The organism is Gordonia sp. OPL2, from assembly GCF_003797825.1.
Lineage (GTDB): Bacteria > Actinomycetota > Actinomycetes > Mycobacteriales > Mycobacteriaceae > Gordonia.
Genome location: NZ_RKME01000004.1, coordinates 257,308 through 267,876, shown reverse-complemented (window position 1 = coordinate 267,876; position 10,569 = coordinate 257,308). Strand labels below are relative to the sequence as shown.

General features: G+C 66.1%; 14 protein-coding genes. 6 read left to right on the top strand and 8 right to left on the bottom strand.

Annotated features, from left to right (window positions below):
* The first annotated feature begins 97 nt into the window (after positions 1 to 97).
* Entirely contained in the window at positions 98 to 445 is a 348-nt protein-coding gene (locus EEB19_RS06990) for a VOC family protein (protein WP_187584497.1), read from the top strand.
* Here EEB19_RS06990 and EEB19_RS06985 read toward each other — a convergent pair.
* Positions 436 to 729 carry a hypothetical protein gene (locus EEB19_RS06985; protein ID WP_187584543.1) on the bottom strand — a complete coding sequence of 98 codons (294 nt, stop codon included), beginning with the start codon at positions 727 to 729 and terminating at the stop codon, positions 436 to 438. The genes EEB19_RS06990 and EEB19_RS06985 overlap by 10 nt on opposite strands.
* 190 nt (positions 730 to 919) lie before the next feature.
* Here EEB19_RS06985 and EEB19_RS06980 point away from each other — a divergent pair, with 190 nt between their 5' ends.
* Positions 920 to 1,132: a dodecin gene (locus EEB19_RS06980; protein WP_187584495.1), complete on the top strand. Its 213-nt coding sequence runs from the start codon at positions 920 to 922 to the stop codon at positions 1,130 to 1,132.
* A gap of 76 nt (positions 1,133 to 1,208) precedes the next feature.
* Here the strand turns inward: EEB19_RS06980 and EEB19_RS06975 are convergent, their stop codons facing one another.
* The 4 genes from EEB19_RS06975 to EEB19_RS06960 all read right to left on the bottom strand — a co-directional run bounded on the left by EEB19_RS06975 (position 1,209) and on the right by EEB19_RS06960 (position 5,162).
* Positions 1,209 to 1,556: a cupin gene (locus EEB19_RS06975; protein ID WP_187584493.1), complete on the bottom strand. Its 348-nt coding sequence runs from the start codon at positions 1,554 to 1,556 to the stop codon at positions 1,209 to 1,211.
* Positions 1,557 to 1,597: 41 nt separating this feature from the next.
* A complete protein-coding gene (locus EEB19_RS06970) occupies positions 1,598 to 3,172 on the bottom strand; it encodes an FMN-binding glutamate synthase family protein (RefSeq protein WP_187584491.1) in 1,575 nt (524 codons plus the stop codon).
* A 35-nt stretch (positions 3,173 to 3,207) separates the two neighbouring features.
* On the bottom strand, positions 3,208 to 4,515 hold the full coding sequence (locus EEB19_RS06965) for a nitrate/nitrite transporter (RefSeq protein ID WP_187584489.1): 1,308 nt from the start codon (positions 4,513 to 4,515) through the stop codon (positions 3,208 to 3,210).
* Between the two features lie 212 nt (positions 4,516 to 4,727).
* Positions 4,728 to 5,162: a MarR family winged helix-turn-helix transcriptional regulator gene (locus EEB19_RS06960; RefSeq protein WP_187584487.1), complete on the bottom strand. Its 435-nt coding sequence runs from the start codon at positions 5,160 to 5,162 to the stop codon at positions 4,728 to 4,730.
* Positions 5,163 to 5,294: 132 nt separating this feature from the next.
* On the opposite strand from EEB19_RS06960, the gene EEB19_RS06955 reads away from it, so the two are divergent.
* Positions 5,295 to 5,744 carry a DUF1398 family protein gene (locus tag EEB19_RS06955; RefSeq protein WP_187584485.1) on the top strand — a complete coding sequence of 150 codons (450 nt, stop codon included), beginning with the start codon at positions 5,295 to 5,297 and terminating at the stop codon, positions 5,742 to 5,744.
* A gap of 101 nt (positions 5,745 to 5,845) precedes the next feature.
* On the opposite strand, the gene EEB19_RS06950 is transcribed toward EEB19_RS06955, so the two are convergent.
* Complete coding sequence (locus EEB19_RS06950; protein WP_187584483.1) at positions 5,846 to 6,526, bottom strand: nitroreductase; 681 nt, start codon at positions 6,524 to 6,526, stop codon at positions 5,846 to 5,848.
* A 120-nt stretch (positions 6,527 to 6,646) separates the two neighbouring features.
* Here EEB19_RS06950 and EEB19_RS06945 point away from each other — a divergent pair, with 120 nt between their 5' ends.
* Positions 6,647 to 7,480, top strand: coding sequence for an SDR family oxidoreductase (locus tag EEB19_RS06945; protein ID WP_187584481.1), 834 nt, complete (start codon positions 6,647 to 6,649; stop codon positions 7,478 to 7,480).
* On the opposite strand, the gene EEB19_RS06940 is transcribed toward EEB19_RS06945, so the two are convergent.
* Both EEB19_RS06940 and EEB19_RS06935 read right to left on the bottom strand, forming a co-directional pair.
* Positions 7,477 to 7,851, bottom strand: a complete 375-nt coding sequence (locus EEB19_RS06940) for an SRPBCC family protein (RefSeq protein WP_187584479.1) — start codon at positions 7,849 to 7,851, stop codon at positions 7,477 to 7,479. The two genes, EEB19_RS06945 and EEB19_RS06940, sit on opposite strands and share 4 nt — an antisense overlap.
* A 77-nt stretch (positions 7,852 to 7,928) precedes the next feature.
* On the bottom strand, positions 7,929 to 8,774 hold the full coding sequence (locus tag EEB19_RS06935; RefSeq protein WP_187584477.1) for a helix-turn-helix domain-containing protein: 846 nt from the start codon (positions 8,772 to 8,774) through the stop codon (positions 7,929 to 7,931).
* A 103-nt stretch (positions 8,775 to 8,877) separates the two neighbouring features.
* On the opposite strand from EEB19_RS06935, the gene EEB19_RS06930 reads away from it, so the two are divergent.
* Both EEB19_RS06930 and EEB19_RS06925 read left to right on the top strand, forming a co-directional pair.
* Positions 8,878 to 9,909 (top strand): NAD-dependent epimerase/dehydratase family protein, encoded by a 1,032-nt coding sequence (locus tag EEB19_RS06930; RefSeq protein WP_187584475.1) that lies wholly within the window; start codon positions 8,878 to 8,880, stop codon positions 9,907 to 9,909.
* Positions 9,910 to 10,004: 95 nt separating this feature from the next.
* Positions 10,005 to 10,475, top strand: a complete 471-nt coding sequence (locus EEB19_RS06925) for a hypothetical protein (RefSeq protein WP_187584541.1) — start codon at positions 10,005 to 10,007, stop codon at positions 10,473 to 10,475.
* The last annotated feature ends 94 nt before the right edge of the window (positions 10,476 to 10,569 follow it).

Sequence of the window (10,569 nt, the reverse complement as noted above, 5' to 3'; positions counted from 1 at the left end):
GACCCAGCCCGCCCGCAGACGTAGCCGAAATCGTCGCGGGGCGACGGTTTCGGCTATGTCTGTGCGGGCTGGTGCGAGAGGGTGAAGTCAGGAGGTCATGACAATGGAAGTCTTCGCCGGAGTGCCCGTGAGCGATCTCGCCCGGGCCATCGATTGGTTCGAACGATTGTTGGGCGACGTCGAGTCGTTCGATCCCAACGACGTCGAGCGGGTGTGGACGGTGACCGACCATGGCCACATCTACGCCGTGGTGGCACCCGCGGATGCCGGGCACGCCCACGTCACGGTGTTCGTCGATGATCTCGACGCCTTCATGAGTGCAGCGTCGGCGCGGGGCGTCGCGGCGGAGTCGACGGAGACCTACGACAACGGGGTGCGCAAGGCGGTGTTCCGTGATCCCGACGGCAACGAGGTCGGCGTCGGCGGGATGGTCGATCAGGACTGATCGGACTCCGGGGCGTCGATGAACTCCAGTGAGTCCGTGAACACGATCCCGCCACCATCGAGGCCGACGGCCCACCGTCGTAGCCGCGCGATGTGATCGTGATCGATGGTGACCTCGGTCGGATGGCTCTTCAGCAGATCGCTGAAGTCGTCGACGACGACGCCCTCCGCGGAGCCGCCGCCGTCCGGTAGATCGAGGCGGACCCGCCGGGGGTCCGCCGGTGCCGTCGTCGCTGCGGAGTCGGTCGTCGCTGCGGAGTCGGTTGTCGCTGTGGGGTTGGTCATCGGGATCTCCTCGCGCACGGTCCAGTGACATCCCCCCAGCCGACGATATCCATCGTGCCGTTCGCGCAACAGGCTTGTGATCAGACCGAGGCTGACCCGGCGACCGATCCGTTATGACCTACGGTCGAGAGTGGAGGTCTGTCGAGCAGCAGGCGGCCCTCGGACGAATTCACGATCCGATGGAGGAACCATGAGCGACAACATCTACCGCGTCACCGAGATCGTCGGCTCGTCGACGACAGGCGTCGACGACGCGATCAAGGGCGCGATCTCACGCGCGAGCCAGACCGTGGAGAATCTCGAGTGGTTCGAGGTGGTCGAGACACGTGGCCACATCGAGAACGGTCAGGTCGCCCACTTCCAGGTGACGTTGAAGGTCGGTTTCCGGCTGCTGGAATCCTGAAGACCCGCGCAGGTTCTCAGGTCTTCAGAGCACTGCCGATGGCCTGCGCCGGTGGCCCGACGACCAGTTCGTCGGGTCATCGGCGCTCGCCGCACACGGCAATGACGGTCAGGCCGTTCTCTCCCGCCCGCAGGTAACGGCTCGACCCGACCTCGACGGAGACGAACTGTCCGAGCCAGATGGGCACCGCGTCGTCGTCGACAACAACCCACCCGCTGCCGGCGATGACGGCGTAGACGTCATCGTTGTTGTCGTCGAGGTGATCGTGCGGCACGGTCTGGGCGCCGGGTGGAAGCTCGACCTGGTAGACCTCGAACGCCGTGATGCCGAGCGTCTCACTGATCCGCTTGTCGTATGGACTGGCCGCAGGGTGCGGACCGTAACCTGCCTGAATCGACGCCGCGTCGACGATGATGTGTCCCATGGTGTGACGGTATCGACTCGTGGGCCCGCTTCCACGACCGATCAGACCCTGCCCGCGGACGGCGGCGCCGAACCTCCCTGATCGGCGTATGCGGTCATTAGTCGGATGATCTCCGCCTGGTCGGCCGCGCCGGGCATGCCGACGCCCGGCTGATAGCCGTACACCTCGTTCAGCGGGGTGGACACCGTTCTGCCGGTGAGGATGTCGACGGATTCGGTACTGATCAGGCCGGGATGTTCGACGCCGCATGCCTGCGCGACCTTCAACAGGTCACGCCGCAACGTACGGATGTAGTTGGCGGCACGCTCGGATGCGACTTCGGGAACCAAACCTCTTGTCAACCAATGATTCTGGGTGGCCACACCGGTGGGGCAGGTGTCGGTGTGGCATTTCTGCGCCTGGATGCACCCGATCGCGAGCATGGCCTCGCGCGCGACGTTGACCATGTCGCATCCGAGGGCGAAGGCGACGATCGCGTTGTCCGGTAGTCCGAGTTTGCCGCCGCCGATGAAGGTGACCCGATCAGTCAGTCCACGCTCGGCGAAGATCCGGTAGACCTGGGCGAATCCGAGCTGAAAGGGCAGCGAGACACTGTCGGTGAAGATCAACGGTGCCGCACCTGTCCCGCCCTCACCGCCGTCGATGGTCACGAAGTCGGGTCCGCGTCCGGACGATTGCATGCGCTCGGTGAGTTCGTACCAGAAGTCGAGGTCGCCGATGGCCGCCTTGATCCCGACCGGCAGACCCGTTGCGTCGGCGAGCAGTTCGATCCAGTCGAGCAGGCTGTCGGTGTCGGAGAACTCGGCGTGACGCGACGGACTCACGCAGTCCCGGTCGGCCGGTATGCCGCGGGCCTCGGCGATCTCGGCCGACACCTTGGGCGCGGGCAGCAGCCCGCCGAGACTCGGCTTGGCACCCTGACTGAGTTTGATCTCCAACGCCCGGACGGGGGCGTCGTCGACGACACGACACAGCTTGTTCAGGTCGAATCGTCCGTGATCGTCGCGACATCCGAAGTAGGCGGTGCCGATCTGGAAGATCAGTTCACCGCCGTGGCGGTGATAGCGCGAGATGCCGCCCTCGCCGGTGTTGTGCAGGCAACCCGCCAGTGCGGCACCGCGATTCAGAGCCTCGACGGCGTTCCCGGACAGTGAGCCGAAGCTCATCGCGGAGATGTTGACCACGGATTCCGGACGGAATGCTTTCGCCCGTCCGTGCGCTGCGCCGATCACCTTGGCACACGGCACCGTCGCCTCGTGGCCCGCCTCCGGTGTCGACCGGGGTACCGCTCGGGCGAAGGTACGGTGCTTGATCACCGCGTAACCGGCCGTGTACTCGAGGTCGTTGTCGGTGCCGAACCCGAAGTAGTTGTTCTCCTTCTTCGCCGACGCGTAGACCCAGCGTCGCTGATCGCGGGTGAAGGGACGTTCCTCGTCGTTGGCGGCGACGATGTACTGACGCAACTCGGGACCGATCGACTCGATCCAGTACCGCGCATGGCCGACGAGTGGGAAGTTCCGGAGCAACGCATGCCGCTTCTGCAGCAGATCGCGCGCGGCGACGGCCGCGATCGCGGATGCGGCTCCGGCGGCGACGGCCGACAGCGTCCTGCTCATCCGGTGTGGTTTGCCCGCGGGCGAGCAGTCGAAACCTAGGCCCCGGGCACCGGTCGTCCGGACTGCCGCGACCACAGTTCCGGATCGTCGCGGAGGAGTCGGTTGCGCCCCTTCCGGCGATATCGCCAGATCTGCAGTGCACCGATGCCCCACAACAGGAACTGCGCCGACATCGCCCAGGTGAAGGCCTCGGCGGGATATCCGGTGACGCCGTCGGGAGTCCGCCAGTCGAGCAGGAGTCCGATCAGCGCCACCGTGGTGAGGCTGGCGAAGAACCCGCCCTGGTTGATGATCCCGGTCGCGGTGCTCACGCGGAACACCGGATTCGACGTCCGGCCGAGGTCGAATCCGACCATCGAGGCCGGGCCACCCATGCCGCACACCACGACGAGGAGCACCAGCAGCCAGTAGGGAGCGTCACCGGGCCAGGACAGGACGATCGCCCACATCGCGGCGATCGCCGCGATGACCAGCAGCACCAATGTCGATCGATGCCAGGGCCAGCGGGTGATCAGCGCGGCGAACGCGGGCCCGAATCCCATGATCGACAACACCATGATCGTCAGGAGCAGGCCGGCCGACGCCGAACTGAGGCCCTGACCCTGCACGAAGAAGGGGTAACCCCAGAGCAGACCGAGCACGGTCGCACTGAACTGGGTGGAGAAGTGCATCCAGAATCCGAGGCGCGTGCCCGGATGCTCCCACGACGCGGCCAGGCTGTCCTTGATGCCCGCCAACCCGAGCAGTGGTCCCGAGGAGGTGCGCGTCTCCGGCGAATCGCGAACGACGATGAGGGTCGCCACCAAGAGCACGGCACCGATCGCGGCGGTGGCGAGGTAGGCACGGGTCCACCCCAGCGACGACAGGGCCCAGGTCATCGGAACGGCGGCGGCGACCGCGCCGAGTTGCCCGAGTACGCCGGTGAGCTGAGTCATCAGCGGAATTCGCCGGACCGGGAACCATGAGTTGACCAGTCTCAGGACGCAGACGAACGTCATCGCGTCGCCGACCCCGACGAAGAATCGCGACGACAGCGCCCACGCATAGTTGTCGGCGAAGGCGAAGCTCAGCTGGGCGCACGTCAGGACGAGCGTGCCGGTGAGCAACACCCGACGCGGCCCGAACCGGTCGACCATCAGTCCGACCGGGACCTGCATCAGCGCGTAGATCAGCAACTGCAGGACGACGAACGTCGACAGCTGCGATGCGGTGATCTCGAACCGCTCGGCCGCCAGAAGTCCGGCGACGGCGAGAGAGGAACGGTGGAGGACGGCGACGAAGTAGACCGCGAGAGCCACGATCCAGATGACCATCGCCTGGGAGGAGCGGGGTGCTGTCGTCATCGGGGACGGGATGCTGCGAATCGGGCGGTCGTACTCACTCGGTTCATTGTCCATGGTGTGCGGTTGCCCGCGTGACCTGCCCCGCGGCGCCGGCGCCCCCGGGGCGAGCCTGCGTTCGGACGTCCGCGATGTCTCTTGGGATTCGCGAGCGGGTTGCGCTGTCGCGCCGAGTCAGGCAGCCCCGCAACTGCGCGATGGTAGCGCGAACGTGGTCAGCTCATGGACTTCACGATCTCGGTGAACCGCTGCAGCAGTGTCCTGAGCAATTCGACGTCCGAATCGGAGAGCTGTTGCAGCAGCGCCTCATTGGAGGCTTGTGCACCGCGGTCGATCATGTCGAGGACTTCTCGTCCTGTCGGTGTGAGATCGAGGAGTGGAGACGTCTTGTGGTCGGGATTGACGCCCGACTCGATCAGACCTTCATCGGCGAGTGAGTTCGTCAGACGGAGGATGTGCTGCCGGCTGACGCCGAGTCGGCGAGCAATCTGCGGGACGGTCATCGGTCCCGCACCGATGGTCCACAGGGTCTGCCAACGGGCCTGGGTCTGGCCGGCTTGCGCGGCGATCCCTTCGCCGAGACGACGACCGGCACCCGCGGCTTCGTAGAGTTCCGAGAACAGCTTCGCCACACTGACCGCATCCGCCATGCCCGAATCATAGGCGGCCGACTCCTGATCAACATGTCGACGTCCGCTAGCACTTTTGACACCTATGTGTCATAGTATACCTGTTGAGTCGAATCACGCTCGGTAGCGAGCCTTCACACGAGGAGTCACGTGATGACATCCATCATCGACGCCGTCACGACGGCCATGGCCCGTGGAGCGGCAGCGCGTCCCGTGATCGGCGGGTTCCCGTACCTTGCCGAGGCCATGCGTCAGGCCGGGATCACCATGAACTACTTCGACGTGCCGTCGCAGTCGATGGTCTTCGTCACCGACGACGGCGTCGTGCTCCAGCCGGGAAACCTGCTCCATTCCGAGCCGACCGTCATGCCACCGTTCGACGAAACGGCACTGATCGCCGCACTTCGGGCGGACCAGCAGGGACGAACCACCTTCCCGGAATTCGTTCGAGCCACCTTCGACGCCGGGGTCGTCCGCTATGAAGTGGATCTGATCGCACGCACCTGCACCTACCTCGGCGCGCACGGCGAGCGGTTCGTCGAGAACTACGCCGCGGTCGAGCTTCCGCCCGTCGAGCCGACATCGACAGGGTCATCGAGGTGAGGTGACCGTCTCGTTGTCCTGACCACCGGGCAATGATCGCGGCCGCAACACCCCGACGTCGTGCAGTCTGAGCCCGATGGTGGCCCGACCGGCGCGCGCCTCTACCGATCGAAGCCGATAAAGGTCGCGGCTTCCTCGACCGATTTGCGTTCGGAGACTACGGAGTTGGCCGGAAAGGTGTCATCTGGCCAGCCCAACGCGATGCTCTTCATGATCACCTGATCGTCCGGAATGCCGGCGTGTTCCCTGACCACGGGCGACTGCATGATGCCCTGACTGTTGATCACCGCGCCCAGACCGCGTGACCAGGCGGCGTTGACCAGCGCCGTCGAGACCGCACCGCAGTCGAACGGCGTGTCGTCGCTGCCGTCCAGGATGCGGTCGTAGGTCACGATCACGCAGACCGGGGCGTCGAACTGGCGGAATCCGCGCAGGACCCAGTCCTGCCGCATCTCCGTGTCGTCGCGGGCGATGCCCATCGCGCCGAACAACTGTTTGGCGACCTGGACCTGGCGGTCGCGATGGGTGCCGGTGAACTTCTCCGCGCCCGTGCGGAACTCTCGCGAATGGGGCACACCGGCAAGGTTGCGCTCGGTGTTTCCCGCGCGGATCCGATCCAGCGGTTCACCGGTGATCACATGGAAGTTCCACGGCTGGGTGTTCATCGACGACGGCGCCCGCATGGCGAGAGTGAGGATCTCCTCGATCAGTTCGCGGGGGACGGGGTCGGGTGTGAACCCGCGGATGCTCCGACGCCCCAGAATCACTTCGTCGTACTGCACCGACCCCTCCTCGCCAAGAACACGGATTCTCGTCCGCGTCGATCGGTGACGACGTTACCGTCGGCCGTCGCGAGCGCGGGCACCCCACGACCGAACTAGAACACGTTCTAGTATCTCCCCATGGATATGCAGAACAAGTCGGTCCTGATCACCGGTGGCGGCAGCGGCATCGGTGCCGGCATCGCGGCCACGCTGGTGGAGTACGGGGCAACCGTGACCATTGTCGGGCGCACGCAAAGCCGCCTCGAGGAGGTCGCCGGGCGACTCAACGCGAACGCCGGTCGCGACGGCGCGGTGCTGGCGCACGCCGCCGACATCACCGACGAGGATCAGATCTCGGCTGCGGCGGACGCAGCGGCCGCCCACGGCGACGGACTGGACGGCGTCGTCGCGTGCGCAGGTGGCAGTGAGACGATCGGACCCATCACGCAGATGGATTCGGATGCGTGGAAACGCACCGTCGACCTGAATGTCAACGGAACCATGTTCACGCTCAAGCACTCTGCGCGCCACCTCGTCCGCGCGGGTGGTGGCTCATTCGTCGCGATCTCGTCGATCGCGGCCAGCAACACTCATCGATGGTTCGGGGCATACGGCGTGACGAAGTCGGCGGTCGATCACCTGGTCGCCCTCGGCGCCGACGAGCTCGGGGCAAGCCGTGTGCGCGTCAACGGAATTCGCCCCGGACTGATCCGCACCGACCTGGTGACGACGATTCTCGACGACGACGCGCTGAGCGGCGATTATCGGATCAACACCCCGATCCCGCGCGTCGGCGAGGTCGACGACATCGGTCAGTTGGCGGCGTTCCTGCTCAGCGACCTGTCCGGCTTCATCACCGGCCAGGTGATCAACGTCGACGGCGGCCAGATGCTGCGGCGAGGACCGGATTTCACGTCCATGTTGGAGCCGCTGTTCGGGGCCGACGGTTTGCGTGGGGTGGTGGAGCCCTAGTCACCTCGCGCGATCTGTTCGATGCGTGGGAGTGCGAGTGCCAGCACCGGCAGATAGGCAGCGGCCCAGATCGGCGCGCCGAAACTGAGCACCGATCCTCCGCGGACCGGTCTGACCTCATGCCGGGTCGCGGGTACACCCGCCACCTTCCATCCCCACACACGTCCGTCGTCGAACTCGGTGATCTTGAACGGCAGTGAGATGCCGACAGCTGTCGTGACGGTTCCCCGGACGCCGGCGGCGAGCGGGACGTCGTCGTCGACCTGTGCACCGGAGACCGTGGGTCCCCAGTGCGGCCACATCGCCACGTCGGTGATGACCGACCAGACCGTGGCAGGCGTTGCGGCCATGCGTAATTCGGTGGTGATCATTCCCTGGTTCCACCCGGGACGGACGTGCCCGAGCGCCCTCGCCCGCCCGAACAGATGTGGGACCGTCGACGGCGTTCTCATGTGGCGCTGCGATCCGACTCGGCCGATGCGGTCTCGGCCAGCGACCCGAGCAGGCCCAGCTTCTCCGCGTCGGCCGATCCTGGCTCGGCGTGGTAGGCGACGAGCATCAGGCCGTCGGCTCCGCTGATCGCGAGTTTCTCGCGGTCCAGACGGATCTCGCCGACCGACGGGTGATCGAAGGTCACCGTGGCGCCGGTCCGCGGCGCGACATCGTGACGGGCCCACAGCGTGCGAAAGAGCGGGCTCGCGAGTGAGAGCTCACCGACGAGTTCGATGTAGCGGGGGTCGTCGATGTCGGTGCCGACCGACTGCCGGAAGCCGGCGACCAGCGCGCCCGCCGCACGCTCGGCGTGGGAGAACAGGGCTTGCTCGGCCGGATCCAGGAACACGTCCCGCAGCCGATTCCGGCCGACGCGCAGCCGCGGCGACAGTGCGGTGGCGGGCTGGTTGGCGGCCAGTACGTCGAGATAGCGTCCCTCGATGAACGACGGGTAGGGCAGCTGCGACACGAAACGTGCCGTCGACGGTGGGACGGTCTCGCGCCGAGCGCGTCGGGGGTTGCGGCGCTTCCGTTCTGTTGCGAGCGACAGCAGGTAGCCGTCGTCGTCGAGTTGCAGTACCCGAGCGATCGCCTGGAGTACCTGATCCGACGGGTTTCGGTCGCGGCCCTGCTCGAGCCGCAGGTAGTACTCGGCGCTGATGCCGGCGAGCATCGCGACCTCTTCACGGCGCAGTCCCGGCACCCGCCTCGACGTGAGGACGGGGATGCCGACCTGATCCGGCGTCACCAGTTCGCGACGAGCACGCAGATACTCGCCGAGTAGGTTCGGTTCGCCGGTCACACGACCACGGTAACCACGGATCGGTCCCGCGAGCCTGTCCCTGCCAGTACCAGTGTCGGCAGGGATCTGTCCCGGGTGCGCTGATCGAGTCAGCCTCGATGTCATGAACAACGGAACTGTCCTCGTCACCGGCGGCTCGGGCTTCATCGCGGGCCACTGCATCCTCCGACTGCTCGAGAAGGGCCACGCGGTCCGTACAACCGTGCGCAGCCTGCGCAAGGAACCGGAGGTACGCAGCGTCCTCGACGGCGCAGGCATGGAGCGCGGCGATGCGCTCACCTTCGTCGAGGCCGACCTGACCGACGACGCCGGCTGGGCCGCCGCGATGGATGGCGTCGACGCGGTGCTGCACGTCGCCTCGCCTGTGCACATCGGCGCGGTGAAGAACGAGGACGACGTCATCGGGCCGGCTCGTGAGGGAACACTCCGGGTGCTGCGGGCCGCACGGGACGCGCGCGTGCGTCGCGTGGTGCTCACCTCCGCGTTTCACGCGGTCGGCTTCGGTCACGGCCGCGCGCATGCACCGTTCACCGAGGAGGACTGGTCGATCCCGGAGGGGCCTGGGGTCGACGCCTACGGTCGAAGCAAGATCTACGCCGAGCGCGCCGCGTGGGACTTCATCCACACCGAAGGCGGCACAACCGAACTCGTGACCCTTTTGCCCGTCGCTGTCATGGGACCGGTGATGGGCCAGAATGTCTCGGGCTCGAATCACCTGATCCAGAACATGCTGAGAGGCCAGATGCCCGGTATTCCCAACGTGTTCATCCCGATCGTCGACGTTCGCGATGTTGCCGACGCGCATGTCGCGGCGATCGATGCAGCCGGCGCTGCGGGCCAGCGCATCCTGATCGCGAGCGACGAACCCGCGGTGGCGCTGTCGGATGTTGCTGCGATGCTGCGTGATTCGCTCGGCGATGCTGCAGCACAGGTGCCGACGCGACGGATTCCGAGCGTGCTCCTGCGTGTTCTGGCCCTGTTCTCTGCCGACGCGCGCGGTCCTGCAGCCGAGGTGGGGTTTCGGAAAATCGTGCGGATCGACAGGGCGCGAGAGATTCTCGGGTTCTCGCCACGAGGATCGGAGGAGGCGGTGGTTGCGGCGGGGAGGAGCATGGTCGAGAAGGGGCTCGTGTAGGTGGGGCATGGTGAACGTTCCGCGGAACGCTGTGGCGATTCCCCTACCGCCGCTTCTCCAGGAAGGTGTGCTGACGCGTGTCAGTATGAGAGACGATGACCGTGCACGAAAGTGACGCGACCATTCCGGACCTCGGAGGCCCTGAGCCTTCGGAGATCTGGCAAATGGGTGTCGCGGTAGCGCACCTCGCGCGTCACACGACCACTCCGACCGACTGCTTCTACCTGATCTGGGAGGGCTGGCCCGACGTGGCATCGCTGTGCACCGGACTGGGAGCCGCCAAGGTAGACCTCGCAGACGACCGCGGTTCTGTTGTCCGTTCCTACTACCTGTTACACGGCAACGCTGATCTGATCGCATGGGACGAGGACGAGGGACTCGGTTCTCACCTTCCTGTTCCGGCATTCGTGCGGCCGGCCGACCGTGCCTGGTGCATGGTTCGCGACGTCGATCCGCACTTCGCGAGCATCGGGGGGACTTCGGCGGCAATTGCTGATGTGCTTGCCGATTCGCGCATCGACGTCGTCGAGGACGAAGATCCTCGTGACCCGCCGTGGTATGTGTGACAGTCGGCCAACGTCGGGGAACGACACCGAGCCTCCACAACCATTCCCTGAACGTTCCGCGGAACGCTCAACGTGTCAGAGGCCGTCGATAGAT

What these genes read in the sequence shown, in the direction of transcription:
- EEB19_RS06965 (WP_187584489.1), bottom strand. Translation starts at nt 4,515, where the DNA reads ATGACGACAGCACCCCGCTCCTCCCAGGCGATGGTCATCTGGATCGTG.
- EEB19_RS06945 (WP_187584481.1), top strand. Translation starts at nt 6,647, where the DNA reads ATGGATATGCAGAACAAGTCGGTCCTGATCACCGGTGGCGGCAGCGGC.
- EEB19_RS06975 (WP_187584493.1), bottom strand. Translation starts at nt 1,556, where the DNA reads ATGGGACACATCATCGTCGACGCGGCGTCGATTCAGGCAGGTTACGGT.
- EEB19_RS06930 (WP_187584475.1), top strand. Translation starts at nt 8,878, where the DNA reads ATGAACAACGGAACTGTCCTCGTCACCGGCGGCTCGGGCTTCATCGCG.
- EEB19_RS06940 (WP_187584479.1), bottom strand. Translation starts at nt 7,851, where the DNA reads ATGATCACCACCGAATTACGCATGGCCGCAACGCCTGCCACGGTCTGG.
- EEB19_RS06970 (WP_187584491.1), bottom strand. Translation starts at nt 3,172, where the DNA reads ATGAGCAGGACGCTGTCGGCCGTCGCCGCCGGAGCCGCATCCGCGATC.
- EEB19_RS06990 (WP_187584497.1), top strand. Translation starts at nt 98, where the DNA reads ATGACAATGGAAGTCTTCGCCGGAGTGCCCGTGAGCGATCTCGCCCGG.
- EEB19_RS06955 (WP_187584485.1), top strand. Translation starts at nt 5,295, where the DNA reads ATGACATCCATCATCGACGCCGTCACGACGGCCATGGCCCGTGGAGCG.
- EEB19_RS06985 (WP_187584543.1), bottom strand. Translation starts at nt 729, where the DNA reads ATGACCAACCCCACAGCGACAACCGACTCCGCAGCGACGACCGACTCC.
- EEB19_RS06925 (WP_187584541.1), top strand. Translation starts at nt 10,005, where the DNA reads ATGACCGTGCACGAAAGTGACGCGACCATTCCGGACCTCGGAGGCCCT.
- EEB19_RS06960 (WP_187584487.1), bottom strand. Translation starts at nt 5,162, where the DNA reads ATGGCGGATGCGGTCAGTGTGGCGAAGCTGTTCTCGGAACTCTACGAA.
- EEB19_RS06980 (WP_187584495.1), top strand. Translation starts at nt 920, where the DNA reads ATGAGCGACAACATCTACCGCGTCACCGAGATCGTCGGCTCGTCGACG.